Annotated in this window: 14 protein-coding genes and 1 pseudogene; 4 read left to right on the top strand and 11 right to left on the bottom strand. The window is 61.4% G+C overall.

All coding sequences use genetic code 11. The features are described 5' to 3' along the window. From IQ24_RS18440 to IQ24_RS18410, 7 genes are all read right to left on the bottom strand, one after another. Positions 1-3075, bottom strand: a complete 3075-nt coding sequence (locus IQ24_RS18440; protein ID WP_145399767.1) for a helicase-related protein — start codon at positions 3073-3075, stop codon at positions 1-3. Then, the gene (locus IQ24_RS18435) at positions 3072-4925 is read right to left on the bottom strand and encodes a phospholipase D family protein (protein ID WP_145399765.1); all 1854 of its coding nucleotides are present in this window, start codon (positions 4923-4925) and stop codon (positions 3072-3074) included. Before IQ24_RS18435 ends, IQ24_RS18440 begins: the two co-directional genes overlap by 4 nt. After that, on the bottom strand, positions 4922-6148 hold the full coding sequence (locus IQ24_RS18430) for a DUF6361 family protein (RefSeq protein ID WP_145399763.1): 1227 nt from the start codon (positions 6146-6148) through the stop codon (positions 4922-4924). The genes IQ24_RS18435 and IQ24_RS18430 overlap by 4 nt, the downstream gene beginning before the upstream one ends. A 478-nt stretch (positions 6149-6626) precedes the next feature. Next, positions 6627-7544: a plasmid partitioning protein RepB C-terminal domain-containing protein gene (locus tag IQ24_RS18425; RefSeq protein WP_145399761.1), complete on the bottom strand. Its 918-nt coding sequence runs from the start codon at positions 7542-7544 to the stop codon at positions 6627-6629. Further along, complete coding sequence (locus IQ24_RS18420) at positions 7541-8449, bottom strand: plasmid partitioning protein RepB C-terminal domain-containing protein (RefSeq protein WP_145399758.1); 909 nt, start codon at positions 8447-8449, stop codon at positions 7541-7543. Before IQ24_RS18420 ends, IQ24_RS18425 begins: the two co-directional genes overlap by 4 nt. Beyond that, positions 8449-10020: a recombinase family protein gene (locus IQ24_RS18415; RefSeq protein WP_145399756.1), complete on the bottom strand. Its 1572-nt coding sequence runs from the start codon at positions 10018-10020 to the stop codon at positions 8449-8451. Before IQ24_RS18415 ends, IQ24_RS18420 begins: the two co-directional genes overlap by 1 nt. 15 nt (positions 10021-10035) lie before the next feature. After that, the gene (locus IQ24_RS18410) at positions 10036-10236 is read right to left on the bottom strand and encodes a hypothetical protein (RefSeq protein ID WP_242008340.1); all 201 of its coding nucleotides are present in this window, start codon (positions 10234-10236) and stop codon (positions 10036-10038) included. 105 nt (positions 10237-10341) lie between these two features. On the opposite strand from IQ24_RS18410, the gene IQ24_RS18405 reads away from it, so the two are divergent. From IQ24_RS18405 to IQ24_RS18395, 3 genes are all read left to right on the top strand, one after another. Then, positions 10342-10665 (top strand): XRE family transcriptional regulator, encoded by a 324-nt coding sequence (locus IQ24_RS18405; protein WP_145399752.1) that lies wholly within the window; start codon positions 10342-10344, stop codon positions 10663-10665. An 83-nt stretch (positions 10666-10748) separates the two neighbouring features. Further along, positions 10749-11003, top strand: coding sequence for a ribbon-helix-helix domain-containing protein (locus IQ24_RS18400; protein ID WP_145399750.1), 255 nt, complete (start codon positions 10749-10751; stop codon positions 11001-11003). Between the two features lie 4 nt (positions 11004-11007). Then, positions 11008-11316, top strand: coding sequence for a type II toxin-antitoxin system RelE/ParE family toxin (locus IQ24_RS18395; RefSeq protein WP_145399749.1), 309 nt, complete (start codon positions 11008-11010; stop codon positions 11314-11316). 367 nt (positions 11317-11683) lie between these two features. Here IQ24_RS18395 and IQ24_RS18390 read toward each other — a convergent pair whose 3' ends face one another. Beyond that, positions 11684-12055, bottom strand: a complete 372-nt coding sequence (locus IQ24_RS18390) for a hypothetical protein (RefSeq protein WP_242008332.1) — start codon at positions 12053-12055, stop codon at positions 11684-11686. A gap of 200 nt (positions 12056-12255) precedes the next feature. Here IQ24_RS18390 and IQ24_RS18385 point away from each other — a divergent pair, with 200 nt between their 5' ends. After that, positions 12256-12738 carry a hypothetical protein gene (locus IQ24_RS18385; RefSeq protein WP_145399746.1) on the top strand — a complete coding sequence of 161 codons (483 nt, stop codon included), beginning with the start codon at positions 12256-12258 and terminating at the stop codon, positions 12736-12738. A 15-nt stretch (positions 12739-12753) separates the two neighbouring features. Here the strand turns inward: IQ24_RS18385 and IQ24_RS20535 are convergent, their stop codons facing one another. From IQ24_RS20535 to glyA, 3 genes and pseudogenes are all read right to left on the bottom strand, one after another. Beyond that, positions 12754-13059: an integrase core domain-containing protein gene (locus IQ24_RS20535; RefSeq protein WP_277872917.1), complete on the bottom strand. Its 306-nt coding sequence runs from the start codon at positions 13057-13059 to the stop codon at positions 12754-12756. After that, positions 13056-13376 carry a hypothetical protein gene (locus tag IQ24_RS18375; protein WP_145399744.1) on the bottom strand — a complete coding sequence of 107 codons (321 nt, stop codon included), beginning with the start codon at positions 13374-13376 and terminating at the stop codon, positions 13056-13058. Before IQ24_RS18375 ends, IQ24_RS20535 begins: the two co-directional genes overlap by 4 nt. 342 nt (positions 13377-13718) lie before the next feature. After that, positions 13719-14078: pseudogene (gene glyA / locus IQ24_RS18370) on the bottom strand (serine hydroxymethyltransferase); the annotation flags it as partial.

Below are 14078 nucleotides of genomic sequence, written 5' to 3'. Positions count from 1 at the left end.
TCATTTCTTGCATGACTTAGAGCATTCTAGCTCATTGCCACATGGCATAGGCCGTTGCCGAAGCCCCATCGCAGACAGGTCAAGAATTAACGGTTGCAGCAAAGCGCGGGTAGTCGCCCCACCTCGTGAAAGCACGTCGATGAAGTCCTCCTGATTGGGCTGTCCGAGAGCCAACCTATAGATCATGCGCTGTTCTCGAAGTTGGGCGAAGCGGACGATGTCCCGTCCAAACGGGCGCTCGAAGACGTGACGACGAATTTCGGCACCATCGTACACCCACCAGGGGCGAAGGCCGCTCGCATCGACCAGACGCTCAGCGTGAAATTCTACGCAATGCCAAGGGGAATGGTGTGCCGCAGTACGATCTTTCAGCACGTCACCACGCAAATCTACCGCGAGTCTGCGTCTGACGGCTAAACCAGCATAGCGTTGGATGCGACCCTCTCGTTGTTCGATATCGAGAGGGTTTGACGAAAGATCCCAATGAACCACGTGCGCGCACCAGGGATGAAAATCGAGACCCTCCTGACCAACCGATGTTGTTGCCAGCACATGTGGCCAAAAGGGTGTGTTGAAGCTGCGCCGAACCTCATCGGGTCGGACAGGAGCGGCTTGCCCCACGCCGCCGTCCACCTTGACGTCGGGTTGGGTCTCGGCGTCGCCGAACGGCACGGCGACGTGGCAGCGCACCGGGATCTTATGTGGCGCACCTCCTATTGCATGAAAGCTAAAGGTGCCTGCTCGTAGTCCGAGCGACGATTGAAGGTCCTTGGCGAGACCAGCTGCGCCCTCTTGGAGATTTTGCGATCGCAACCAGAAATGCTCGTCCAGGACGCTTTCGAAGCCGCCATCGACCACGGCGCCCATGACTTGCTCGACTGCGCTCTTCCCCGGCAGCGATGACAGGATCACCGGGTTATCGAGGTAGGCGCGCAATCCCTGCCAACAGAGCTGGACCAACTCGGGATAGCGTTTCGGATCAAGGATTGACGGATCATGCCGTAGCAATGCCCGTCCTAGCGCGACGCCGGGCGCCCCGATCGCATAATCCACAAGATCAGAAAGCTCGACAGGTGAAAGCCGCTCAATCGGCTGCGCCTGGCGCCATTTTCGAACCGCAGACTTCGCGGCACGATCATCACCGATTGCGCTGCCCCAGCCTGAGGCGGATTGTTCGACAACACCTGCTGTCCGTTCTATCGACGACAGAATCCGGGCAATCGATCTGTGCCGCCTGCGGGCCTTCACGGTGTCGCGTTCAATGATGCCCTTGGGGAGTGCGGCGAGAATTTGTCGCCGAACCTCTTTGCGTACAGCGCCGAGCGTCGCTCCGGCTTTCGCAAGCGGGTTCGTGTTCCGGATTAGCCATGGCGACGGATGGAATGCGGCCATCACTGGCCCCGGCTCGGCCCCCAACTTGAAACGACGGCGCTTATAAGCCTTCTCGTACCCGCCGTGATTCTTGGGAAGACAGTGCGCCTCGACGCCAAAGCTCAGAAGCGCCGCCACGCTAGGGGGCGTTGCGCGAAAGCGGCTGAACATCAGGAGCTTGGGATCGGCTCCCGAACCCTTCCAGCCGCCGGATAGTGGCCACCAAGGTAGTGACGGGGCGACCCACGGGAGCGAAAGCTCCTTGGGAGAAGCCACGCTGTTCAGAGCGCGAAGCTTCGCGTCAGGCCATGTCGTAGGCGCGTTGAGTTTGTTGCGGCGCTCCCGGGTCATCTTAGTGAGCTTCGGTGCTGCCCTGAATTTGGCGCGCTTCCATGCTGCATAGCGTGGACCAAGCGATTGGGCAGGCATCGGAACGGACGACCAATATGGCAGCGCCTCGTAGCGCATCTGGTCTGCAAAGCTCTCGACGAGATGTCGATAGACCCGAAAATCCTCTGGCAACGGGTCCGCATCGAGAAATTGCGTCGCGGCGAGTGGATCGGCCGACGCCACACTGTCCCGCTCAGTGCGCGACATGACTGGCGTCAGAAGGCCGCGGAGCTCATCTCTAAGTCTGGCCGCTTGGGCGACTTCAGCCGCCAACTCGGGACTACTCGCATCTGCATGCGCCGCAATATCACGTAACTTGTCACCGAAGTCGGCAAAAAGCACCTTCGCACGTTCTCGAACATCGGCGCCGGCAAGAAATTCGATCAGTTCTAGAAGTTGCGAGTGAGCAAGCGCACCGCGCGCCTCTTCCCATCGTGTGCTTAATAGCCGATATGGCGTAGCGCTAAGCAGCAAGACTGCCGGCGGGACAACCAAATGTTCAGGTTCCAGAAGAGCCTTAAGAAGCGGGTCTGCGTCCTTTTCGTCAAGAATTTGCCGGTAGCGCTGAAATTCATCGAGAATGACTAAATCGGGCGGCTGATGGCGAAGCGTTGCCAGTGCAAGGGCGCGCCTGAGGCGGCCAACGAAGGTGGTAGGCTTAAGCGGCTTAATTTTTCGGGCCGCGTCGCCATACACAGCCAGATCGAGCATCGTGCGGACGGGCTCGCCGAACTCAGCCGCAAGGGCCTCGCGAAACCTCTTCCGCAAATGGGGCGGCGACGCCGCGAACTTGTGCTCCGCATCCTTGATGGCCCACTCCCATGACCCACGCGCGCTCAACTGCAATATGTCCGGATCGAGATTACGTACAAAAGCAGGATAGCTCTGCTCGAGCAAAACCTTCAGGAATGCTCGTTCTTCCTTGCGTCCTCCAGTAAGACGTACCCGCCCCCCGGGAAAGGACGTTGCGGGGGTCAGTGCGTAGACAAGGACGGGACTGTCCGGCCGTCTCGCGACTGCAATTAGCGAGAGCCGATCTGGTGTTGCGATGGCGGCTTTACGTGAATAATCCTTAAGGAAGTCAACAACTCGGCTCTTGTTTTGGTGCGAAACCGCATGACCGTTGGCTATATAGTAAATGACCAGGGGCGCCCGACCATCCTCCGACATGCGGCGAGCCAATTCCTTCGCTACCACTGTTTTTCCGAGACCGACTTCATCCGCCACCAGAAATCGCCGACGCCCATTATGATCTCCGAAGGCCGCGAGCGCCGCATTGACTGCAGCTTCCTGGAACGGCTTGGGCGCGCTCACCGGCTTCTACCCTTTACTTCGGTGGAGCCCAGCCCAGTTCGGAGCTTGCTCCATAACTCCTTGAAGCTCCTCAGCATTTCAGCGGTTGATATATCTTCCTGTTCGGCCTGTTCGAGCACCGCAGGCAGATACTGAGAGACCCGCCGTTCAATCTCGCGGAACTTTACCGGATCGCGGGCCCATGCCGCCAACATCGCTTCCAAAGTTGGCAACGAGGAGTCGAATGTTGATTTCTCCTCTTCACTCGTCCGTTCCCGCGGTTCGTCAATTGTCCAGTCGCCGTCGCTCTGTGTATTGTCATTTGCGAGCAATCCGGCCACCCAAAGAAGAAACCCTCGAGCACCAAGAAAGCGCACGAACGCGGCACGGTCTCGATCCTCCCCAAACGGCGGCTCCGCCGGTGCTCGTTGCAGCCATGAGAGACCTTTGTCCTTGCGGCTGACACGCAAGCGCACGAGCTCGCTTCGGTCAGATGGAACGACATGCCCAAGATGCACCTCGGCTTGTCGTGGCGGCCAGATCAGAAGGTCACCGTGAAGAGCGCCGACTTCCAGCAGGATGTCGGCTTCGTCAGGATGTGGCCCGTCGGGATGTCGATCGGAACGATGGCTGAGACGTATCCCCTCGCCATCAATACTGAGCGAAGCGGACCATCGCGCCGCCACCTGCGCGCGCGCCCGTTCGAGCGCTTCCTCCTCCAAGACCGCTGCGTCGGGCAAATGCTCGCCGCTGGGCGCGTCGACCAGACGGGCTGACCCCAGCAGCGCCTTCAGCCCTCTTTCGACCGGCTCGGTGACAACCAGTTCGGCCGTGGCTTCAGCGTTGCGTCCAGTCCAGGCCCGGAGGGTCGCGTTCGCGCTTCCCAGCCACAGGGTGCGTTTGCGCCCAGTTCGCATGAACAGCAATTTGGCATGGAGGCCGCGTCCGACCTCTTCTTCCTCATCCTCGGTCGAAGTGACATCGGATGGCCACTCGGCGGACCGGGACCCAAGCTCCGGATCACCCACGGGATAATCAGGTGCATCGAGCGCCAGCAAGTCGTCGAATGCTGCCAGTGACGGACCAATCCGCTCAATCTCACGTACCGTAGTCAGCAAAACACGCCTAGACTGTTTTGTACCCTTCACGAGCTGACGAGCAAGAAATTTCTTGTCTATAAAAGGACTTACCACAATGACTTCATCGACATCCGGCGGCGGGACTGGAACGGGCTGATCTCCAGTTCCGGCAGACCAGCGAATGCGCTCAACCCGTACGCCCGCCGGAGAACGCCAAGCTACCTTTGCGATCGTCGCCGCGAGCGAGGCCGGGCGCAGCCCCTTCAGTTCGGCCCTTTCGGCCAGCGCACGCGCCATCTCATCCGCACCAGCGATCAGTGCGCCGCCCTTGGTGCCTGAGACAAGCAGTAACCCGATGTCGCGGTTCACGTTTTCGGTGAGATTTCGGCTTCCGATCCAAAGCCGCCAGCCAGTCTCTCCAGTCGTGTTGCGTGTTCGAACGAGAGCTACCTTGGGGTGCCAGCTATGGGTGGCTTCATCGAAATCGACCTCGCGCACGAATTGGTCCAACACTGCTGCTATGCGCGGTGTCCGACGCATCTTTGCTAGACGGCCACGCTGAATGACAATCCGTGCCTTCCCTCGCAGTCGCTCGACCGCGTCAGCGAAATCTGAGGGACTACCTCGGCCCGCATCTGTGTCTTTGCCTGCCAGGGCAAGCAAAGTAGCGCCGATTGATCCCAGGTCTGCCGAATAGGACGCCAGCATTGCCAACTCGACACTTTCATCGGGACCGGGACGTAAACCCTCAAGAAACGAGAGCGCCGCCCAGTTTTCGACTGCGCCGCTCATTGGGCGCCCGCAAGATCATTGAGAAGCATGCTGACCTGCTCCCACCTGTAGTGGAGCGGCCCCGCAAGACCATGTTCATCGCTCGACCATTCGAGCCGTCGGGCACGACCATGGGGTGTAACCGCGAGGCGTGCGCGTGGGCCCTTTCGGGCCTCAGCCGCAGCATAGACGTCGAAGAGTGGGGCTGGGTTCTGTGATTTCGAGGCCACCCAATCCTTAGTAGTTGTCAGTACAGCCCGCAATTTCGTTGGCAGCGCGCCAATGTCCGCCTCGAGAGCACCTACATCAAGTTTTACTGCAAGCGATCCATGATCTTCGACGACGGCAGTAAGGTGGTCGCGATGTCGAGTCGAAGTCTCCCGCTTGTCATCGGTCTCGACAATCCGTTCCAGTAGTGCATCGTAGACAGCACGGCCGACACCCGCGAGGTGTGCAGCCTGATGAGCGCGTGCAAGTGCGGATTTGTCGGGGCCGGCGATCTCCCGGGTTTCAGTAGCCCACATTCCGTCCGGTGCCACAGTCTCAGTCCGCACCAATCGCGCGAGCAGTGAGGCCTCGTGTCCACCATTGCTCCGCAACTGGCCAAGCCGCTCGCGCAGGAAAGTTGCTTCTTCAGTCGTAAGCTGAAGGGAGATATGCCCACTTCTCCAGTTCTCCGGTCGTTTAGGGAGTGGCACGAATGGTGGATCGAAACTGACGAGCGGTTGGCCGTCGTCATCCATCGCAGTTCCAGCGCTCTTAAGCAGCCGATGCGCCTGCGCCCGGGAAATGGTCCGCCCATCAAGGCGCCTACGCAGTATTCCCCAGACCGCGAGCGCATTCCAGTACACCGTTGACGGCGGCTGGCTCGAAGGTTGGGGGAAGACGCGCCCCCCGATCACTTGGGATTCTCCAGCGTCCTTGAGCCGCCCAGCGAGCTCCCTTTCCCGTTCGCGCATTGCACGCATGGCAGCAGGACCTGTCAAACCTGCCAAATCCTCGAACAGCCAAGGCACAAAAAGAATATAGCGGGCTCGGGTATGCAGCACTGATGTGCCCGGAAAGAAGCGGTCGGCGTAACGCTGATGAATCGTTAGAAAGCCAATCTCGTCGCGCACGCCCATGGACTCTTCGTCCATCTGAGCCTTAGCGCGGGACAGTGCCTCGCGGGACAGAAAAGTCCAGCCGAGCGCCGGCTCCACTTGCAGCGCATTGCGCGCGCCGGTTGATCTTAACTGGCGCATCGCTCTGAGCCCCACTACAACTTCTAAGTTCCAGAAAACATTGGGTTCATGCTACTAGGCTTAGTTCAGGATTCAAGATCAAAGCTTGGCACCATCTCGATGGTGGAACGGAGGGATCTTACCGCGAGCGCGAGCCATCACGAGGCGTCTACACGTTTCTCGACTGGCGATGATGAGTTCGCGGTATCGTCGTTGTTAGGGCGATGCGGCGATGACCGTTGACACCTTCTCGCTGCAGTGGGTGGATGACGCTCTCGCTTCGTAAGGGCGTGCCGGAGTAGCCCGACCTCCGACACGCCCCGAATGAGACGCAGCCGCAGGCGCGGCCGCGCAGCCGGCGAAAACTCGAACCGGCCTGGTGGCCTCCGAGCGGGTTCGCCGCCATCCCCACCGCCGCGCTTGATCCGGCCCACAGTCCGGCGTCTCCCGCGGTCCCCGCGCTTATCGGGTCCGGGTCCCCTTCATTCGCCACGAACGGCTACTCGGCGTCGGCGGCCTCGGCCGGCGTGATCTCGGTGATCGTCTGGAACTCGCCGAGGAACTCGGGATGGTTCTGCGCCAGGTAGCGCACGACCCGAGCGTTCCCGAGCAACTTGCCGACATAGCCCTTGATCACGGTCAGGTGCAGGTGATCCTGCCCGTAGGTGTCCTGGATCGAGGCGATCCCCTCCTGCAGACGGGCCAGTTCCTGCTCCATGCGCGCCATGGCCTCGGGCGTGATGCCCTTCACCTTCTTGGGCTTGGACGACTCGACCAGTTGGGCCTGCGGCGTTCCTGCCAGGATCGCGTTCACGTAGGCGACGGAATAGTTGTTCGCGTTGACAAGAAGCTCCCCAGCCTCGATCTGGCGCATGGTCTTCATCTTGCGCAGCGCGTCGAACACGGCGTTCGTGCAGGGCTTGTCTTTCAGGATTGCGACGGCTTCTTCGCAGATGCCGTCCAACAGGCGCGCCTTGCGCCGAATGCTGCTCATGTTGAGATCGAGGGCGAGCGCGATCTTCTCTTCGGGGACGCCGCGTTCGATCGCCTTGCGGATCATCTTGTGTTCCTGGATCGGCGCAAGGCGGCTGACCTGGCGGTTGTAGGTGAAGGCCTCATCGTCGGTGGAGACCAGACACTCCACTTCCTGTTCGTCGGCATCCTTCAGCGCTTCGATCCGAAGATGGCCGTCGAGCAGCAACCAGGTGGCGGACTTGTCGGGGTTCCGAACCACGACGGGCGGCTCGACGATCCCGATCTGGGCGATGGAAGCCACGATCTGCCGATACTTTCGGCTGGATTTTGCGGACTTGCCGAGGGCACGGAGCGGCAGGATCGCGTCGATGGGGAGGGTGACGCAGTCGTCCTCGAACCCGAGTGTGACGCTCTTCGGGGTGTCGCGTGCTTCGCGCTTCATGCCGGGGCCCCGTCGGTCGCGGGCCGCGCAAGGTCGGCGGGCATTGTCTCGAGCCCCTCGGCCCTGAGCAGGGTCATGAAATGCTCGTCCGCGCAGAGCTTCCGGAACGCCTCGCGCACGAACATCAGCCGGCTCTGGGTGAGCTCGGCCTTTTTGATAAGCAGCTTCTGGCGCGTCGCCTCCTGCTGATACGCCCGCACAAGGCCCTCGCTCGTGAGCGCCCGTTTCGGAGGCTTGCGTCCGAGTTGGTTGCTGTGGATTTGCGGGCCGCGCAGTTCGCGCTGCTGTATCAGGCGGCGCACGAGCGCCAGCTTCCGGCCCCGCAGCTTGTTCTGGGTATAGGCGTCCATGAGCGCTTTCTGCGCCCCCTTCGCGTCCGTCTTGGAGATCTGGATGGCCAGATTCAGCGGGAGGACGCCGGTCTCCACGGCCGAGACCAGGCGCTCTTCGCCTTTCTCTAACAGGCCAGCGATCATGTTCACATACTCGGTGGACACGCCGATCTTCTCGCCGATCTGGCGGTCGTTGTATCCGCGCTGGCGGAGTGCGCCGATCTCGCGCATCAGGTCGATGGGGTTGTGCTGGCGCCGCGCACAGTTCTCGACGAGGCTCATGACGAGGCAATCGCTTTCGTCGGCCTTGATCACGATGGCCGGGATCCGGTCCTGCTTCAGTTCGATGAAGGCCTCAAGTCGACCCTGTCCGCAGACGAGCTCATACTCCTGCGGATCTGTCCCGGCGCGCGGCGCCACGGTGATCGGGCGCTTCAGGCCGATGCGTGCGATGTTCTCCACCATCGCCTCGAAGGTGCGTCGGTTGCGAACGCGGGGGTTGAGGATCCTGATCCGGTCACAAGGGATCAGGGTCACGTGCTTCTGGCTGGTCGGCTCCATGTCATCGGGCATCACGCCACCTCCGCGATCCTGGCCCGCGAGGCGAGCGCGTAGAAGAAATCGAGCGTGTCGAACCGGTACGCATCGAGCGCTAGGCCGTTTTGCTCGGCGAATTTCAGTTTCCCGAAGGTCATGTCGATGCTGGGCAGCAAGTAGTAGTCGCGCGGCGCCTCGTTCACCTCGTCCATGCGCACAGCGATGGTGATGTCGGGCACCAGTCCGGTGTCGAGACGGATGCGCCAGCGCAGCGACCCGGTCGCCGTCGCGGTGCAGCGGGCCAGAACGATCGACACAGTGAACTCGTCGTTGACGCGAACCAGATCGGTGTCGGGGTCTTGCACGGCCGACCCACCGTGCCGGGTGACGCCAGCGATGATTTCGGCCACGACCTGCGGATGGGCCCGCCGCAAGGCGCGGTTGACCTCGATGTAGCTGTAGTCGCGGTCCGGCTCGTAGCCGATCAGCCGGTAGGCGCGCAGCAGGCTGCCGAAGCGGCTGCGATAGGCGCTGGAGGACGGCAGATCATCCTCCTCATCGATGATCAGCCCCGACAGCATGCCCTGTCGCTTGAGGATCGCGCGCAGGGCGTCGAGCAGTTCCTCATCTGAGAAATGGCGGCTGCGGGCGTCCACGATCTCCCGGGCGCGCAGGAACAGCGCCTCGTCCACAATGGCAGGATAGGCGCCCTCGGCCCGGATCCACATTTCGCGCGGGTTTACCACCCGACGCTGCTTCAGCTTGAAGGACACCTTGTTGAAGACGTTGTTCCCGATGTACTTTTCGTTGGTCAGCACCTGATGGACCGTCGCCCGGGTCCACGGCCGATCGAGATCGGTGCGGTGACCTTCGGCGTTCAGAACCTCCGCGATCTCCCGCTCCGGACGCCCCTCGCGCACGAACATCGCGTACATGCGCTGGACGACCCGCTGCTCCTCCTCGGGGCCGGGGACAAGGATGACGTGGTCGGTCTGCAGGCTCTTCTGCTCGCCACGCGACAGTTCGCCCTTCGGGTTGCCGTGCTCGTCGATCAGCACCCGCCGCAGCCCGTATCCAGCCGCGCCGCCCTGGCGATAACCGAGTTCCACGAGGCGGCACTGCCCGGCGAAGACCTTCACCGACAGCTCGCGGCTGTATTCGCCGGCCATAACGCGCTTCACGGTCTTCAGGAGGTTAGAGCCGATGCTGCCGTCGTTCTCGAACTGCTCGCCGCAGTAATGGACCCGGATCCCCGCACGGGAGCAGACGTGTTCGTGGTAAGCGCCCTCGTCAGCGTCCTGAAACCGACCCCACCGACTGACGTCATAGACGAGGATCGCCTTGAAATCGGCCTGGCCGGATTGCACCTCGGCCATCAGGTTCTGCAGCGCCTCCCGGCCATCGAGCCGCAGGCCGGATCGCCCGGAGTCCTCGAACACGCGCTGGATTTGCAGGCCGCGGGCGACAGCGTAGTTGCGGATGACGTCCAGCTGGTTCTCGGTCGAGTATTTCTGGTGATCGGTCGACATCCGGACGTACGCGACGGCGGGCACGTCGGGCTCTGATTGGCTGGCGCCAGTCTCCCTGCTTGCCTCACGCCCTCGCATCTGCCCGGCTCCGGTTCACGTCGCAGCAATCCGGTCGGGATGGTCCGGACCGTTGCGCATGCTGCCGCGATCATTCGAACATGCGAGCGCCGGAAAGTCGTTTCCGGAAAAGGGCAATTCCTTTCCGTGCCCGGCGCATTGGCGGATCGCCTGCGGCGCGCGGCCGCCCACGCGCTCGATAATCTGCGGTCCCGTTTCGCAGTTCATATCGGCCACCTTCAAGTGAATGGTCCGTTCCAACAGGCGGCCAAACAGGACCGCAGCGGGAACAGATGGATTCTGCCGTTTTCATGGCTCTCCAAAGATTTAGCGGAGAGAAACATGAAGATGCGCGTGAAGATGGGCACAGTTGTGCCGAAGATGGGCACAGTTGTGCACCCCGAGGACGTTCCGGCTGACTATCGCGCCGCCATAGCCATTGCATTGCATGCGGAGCTCGGATCGACCCATCGGGCGATCAAGTCCGCCATGCGGTGGACAGGTGCCAGCGAGCGGACCGTCAAATACTGGTTCGCAGGCGAGCGCGGGCCGAGCGGCGAGCACCTCGTGTCGCTCGCGCGTCATTCTGATGCCGTCCTGATCGCGCTGCTCGCGCTGGCGGACCGGTTGATCGTGGAAGAGGCCGAGGACCGGGCGCGCCGATAGGGGGACGTCCCGCGCGGCCTCGCTACCCTTGTATCGTGTTCGATTTTGGTTATCTTGAATACACACCGAGCAGGGAGAGCGCCATGCCCCGCACCACCACCATGACCGTCCGCGTCAGCGGCGCCCTCAGCGAGTTCGTTGCGACCAACGTCGGCGAGGAGGGCGCCTATGAGAACGTCAGCGAATACATCCGCGACCTGATCCGTCGCGACAAGGAGCGTGCGGAGCGCGAGGCATTCGACCGATTGAAGGCCGAACTGAACCGAGCCTTCGCCGCGCCCGAGGACAGCTACAAGCCGCTGACCGCTGCTGAGGTGATCGCCCGGAACCGGACCTGAGCCCATGGCGATCCGCGTCCAGGAGACGGCCTCACTGCGCCTCGACGAGATCTACCGATACACCCGCGACCGCTGGGGCGAGGCGCAAGCCGAGATCTACATCACCGGTCTGTTCGCCGCCTTCGAGCAGATCGACACACGCGGAGTCATTTCGAGACCCGTACCGGCCGAGTTCGGAGTGGAGGGGTATTTCTTCCGCTACGAGCGGCATTTCGTGTACTGGCGACGGCTGTCAAATGGCGACATTGGCATCGTCACGATCCTTCACGAGCGGATGCATCAGATGGATCGCCTCAAGGAGGATTTTGGGTAAGTCTTTGTCCAGAAGTAATTTTTCTGGATAGTGCCGGTGCTGCGGCCGACGGGTCAGACTTGGAGAACGTTGGATCTCAGACCCATTCCCTCCGCCACTTGCACATTGCAAACCCGAAAATAGGTCCCTCGCGGGGCCTTTTTCTTTATATGCCAAAGGGGTTTGCGGGGACCATCCTTACTTCGGAGACTGGCCAACTGCTGTTTGTTGCGGGTCGCTAGCTTTGCGACAAAAGTGCACTAGCTTTGCGACGATAATTTTTCGCGCCTATCAGGATCGGGCCGCCTCAAGGATTTCCTAACGTGCTGACGGATACCTTCATCGGCTCTTTGGCTAGGTTGATTTCAGACGCGAAGAATCCAAGCGGTTATTCATTCCTGACAAGCAGGACGACGCCAGCCGGGTCGGAGGTCCAAAGGCCGTTGACATCATCCAGCGGTTCCAGTTCGTCCCGCCTCGGGCTGTCCAGCTTTTTCAGCGCTTGGTCGGGGTCGTCTGAGAAGAGCTCAAGCCATACATCAACTTGGCTTTGCCGCTCGACGCGATCAATCCAGAGCGTCATGCTCCCAAAAGTGAAACCCACACTGTTCGTCAGAGTTTTGGCTACCGTCAAACCGACTTTGTCGCGATAAAAGGCAACCGTTTCCTCCCATTTGTGGAGTGGAACCTTGATGGCGATGTTCTTTCCTGGCGAAATTTCCATAGCATCCTCCCTCATCAGAAAGCCATCGTCGTTCATCGTGCTGGCGTTAGCAACTTTGTCCCGCAAATCCTCAGCAATGGTTCACACAAAAACTGCGTCGTTTCCCGTAACGCCTAACGGCCGCTCCGTCCCGCATAGTCGCCGGTCGGGGGCGACAGATCGGCACGAAGAGCCCTTTGCGGTCACTCGGTCTCAAGCTACCGTCTGCGCAACGAACCTGAACGACAGTGAACTGCATGAAACGCACGATCTTGGCCGCTTCCGTGGTCATCGCATGGTATGCGCCAGCGTGGGCGCAAGATGACAACTCTCTGGCTGGCCCGGAGCTTGGGTCATCGGGATTTTCAGCGAGCATCGAGGAAGCCGCATGGGACTGGCTGCCGGGAGATTTGGTCTTCCGCAACGGCCTCAATAGCTTTGACGATCTCGTCCGGGATGCTGAATCTGGGGAGTGGGCGTCAGTGGCTGTGCTTCGCCCTTCAAGCGGTGGCCCGGTCGCGATCTATGTTGATGAGCAGATCGGCGTGACAGAAACGCCTCTGGATTATTTCATTGACAGGGGCCCGTATGCGGTCTTTCGCGTCACCGGCATGGATGCCGCACTGACGAACAGTTACGATCCCGGGCCAATGGCAGCATTTTCCGGAATTGTGGCGCTGGAAATGCCGTATGATGCTGATATGATGCTTGAAAATGGTAAGTTATACAACGCGGAGTGACGTTGCCCCCGACTTTTATCCAGCGTGAGCGAGACTCCGGGCTTGAGTTTTGCCCACTTGGGCGGGTTGGGCAACGGGGGCTGGCGCGGAGCTTTGCAGATTGCGCAGCGTCAGGCCCCGTTGCGGTGTGAAGGTTTGGGCGAACTGGGCCGGTGTCTGCCAGCCGAGACGGGAGTGAGGCCGTTCGGTGTTATAGTCCGTGCGCCAGGCGGCCAGGCGATGCCGAAGAGCGCGTCGAGATCCGTATCGCTGATCGCCATGGCCTCGGCCAGGGCAGCCAGCACCGGGTTGGTTCGCTCGATGACCGTGGCCGCGCCTCAGCAGACGACGGCCTCGATGCGGACCTCGGGTGGCAGGCCGTCGAAGACCGGCACCAGCGAGGGCGGGATCTCCCCGCGCGAGGCGGGACCGGCGTCGCTCTCGTGGATAATCTCGGCAGCGACTGCTGCCAGCAGGAAGGCAGTACGCGTCATGTTCACACTAACCCGCGCCACCTCGAGGGCCAGAACCGGATCATAGAGGTCCACCCATTGCCTGGTCCCGAAGTCGAACTCGGCCCATTCAGACGGCCGATCGGGGAAGGCGACCATGGCGCGGCCATCCCAATAGAACCGGTCCGAGGTGAATTCGCCGGGCACGCAGCCTTCATCTCCGGCAAGGTTGTTGGCCAGATCGATCGGGTTGATGGTGTGTAGGTCGTGCCGATCTTGATGTAGAAGGGCACGGTGCGAACGCCGCCTCGAGCGCGACAACAGGTGGCTGATCAACCGAGATCTCGAACCCGGCAAGGGAGGCAGGCTGGGTGCGGCGCTGGTCTTTGCGCTGCTGATTCTCGGCGCCATCGCGCTGTGGCTGCTTGTGCGGCGCGGGGTGATCTGAGCGCCGCCTACGAAAAGCGCCGCCCATGAAAAAGGCCCGCATCTCTGCGGGCCTTTTCGCTTGCAGGCGGTGGCCGGCGTGATCCGCCAGCCGTGCCCCGATCACATGCCCTTGTAGAGCGGGAATTTCGCGCACAGCGCCTCGACCTCGGCCTTCACCTTGGCTTCGACGGCGGCATTGCCCTCTTCGCCATTGGCGGCAAGACCGTCCACAACCTCGACGATCCAGCGCGAGATCTGGCGGAATTCCTCTTCCTTGAAGCCGCGCGTGGTGCCTGCAGGCGCACCCAGACGGATGCCCGAGGTCACGAAGGGCTTTTCCGGGTCGAACGGCACGCCGTTCTTGTTGCAGGTGATATGCGCGCGACCCAGAGCCGCCTCGGTCGCCTTGCCGGTCACGCCCTTCGGGCGCAGGTCGGCGAGGCAGAGGTGGTTGTCGGTGCCGCCCGAAACGATGTCGAT

This window comes from Paracoccus sulfuroxidans, from assembly GCF_007830335.1.
Classification (GTDB): Bacteria; Pseudomonadota; Alphaproteobacteria; order Rhodobacterales; family Rhodobacteraceae; genus Paracoccus; species Paracoccus sulfuroxidans.
Note: the sequence above shows the minus strand (reverse complement) of the source record. Positions and strands in the feature narration are given on the sequence as shown.

Coding starts and splice junctions, on each gene's coding strand:
- IQ24_RS18400 (WP_145399750.1), top strand. CDS start 10,749: ATGCCCCGCACCACCACCATGACCGTCCGCGTCAGCGGCGCCCTCAGC.
- IQ24_RS18395 (WP_145399749.1), top strand. CDS start 11,008: ATGGCGATCCGCGTCCAGGAGACGGCCTCACTGCGCCTCGACGAGATC.
- IQ24_RS18435 (WP_145399765.1), bottom strand. CDS start 4,925: ATGAGCGGCGCAGTCGAAAACTGGGCGGCGCTCTCGTTTCTTGAGGGT.
- IQ24_RS18390 (WP_242008332.1), bottom strand. CDS start 12,055: ATGAACGACGATGGCTTTCTGATGAGGGAGGATGCTATGGAAATTTCG.
- IQ24_RS18415 (WP_145399756.1), bottom strand. CDS start 10,020: ATGCGAGGGCGTGAGGCAAGCAGGGAGACTGGCGCCAGCCAATCAGAG.
- IQ24_RS18405 (WP_145399752.1), top strand. CDS start 10,342: ATGAAGATGCGCGTGAAGATGGGCACAGTTGTGCCGAAGATGGGCACA.
- IQ24_RS18420 (WP_145399758.1), bottom strand. CDS start 8,449: ATGCCCGATGACATGGAGCCGACCAGCCAGAAGCACGTGACCCTGATC.
- IQ24_RS18385 (WP_145399746.1), top strand. CDS start 12,256: ATGAAACGCACGATCTTGGCCGCTTCCGTGGTCATCGCATGGTATGCG.
- IQ24_RS18430 (WP_145399763.1), bottom strand. CDS start 6,148: ATGCGCCAGTTAAGATCAACCGGCGCGCGCAATGCGCTGCAAGTGGAG.
- IQ24_RS18425 (WP_145399761.1), bottom strand. CDS start 7,544: ATGAAGCGCGAAGCACGCGACACCCCGAAGAGCGTCACACTCGGGTTC.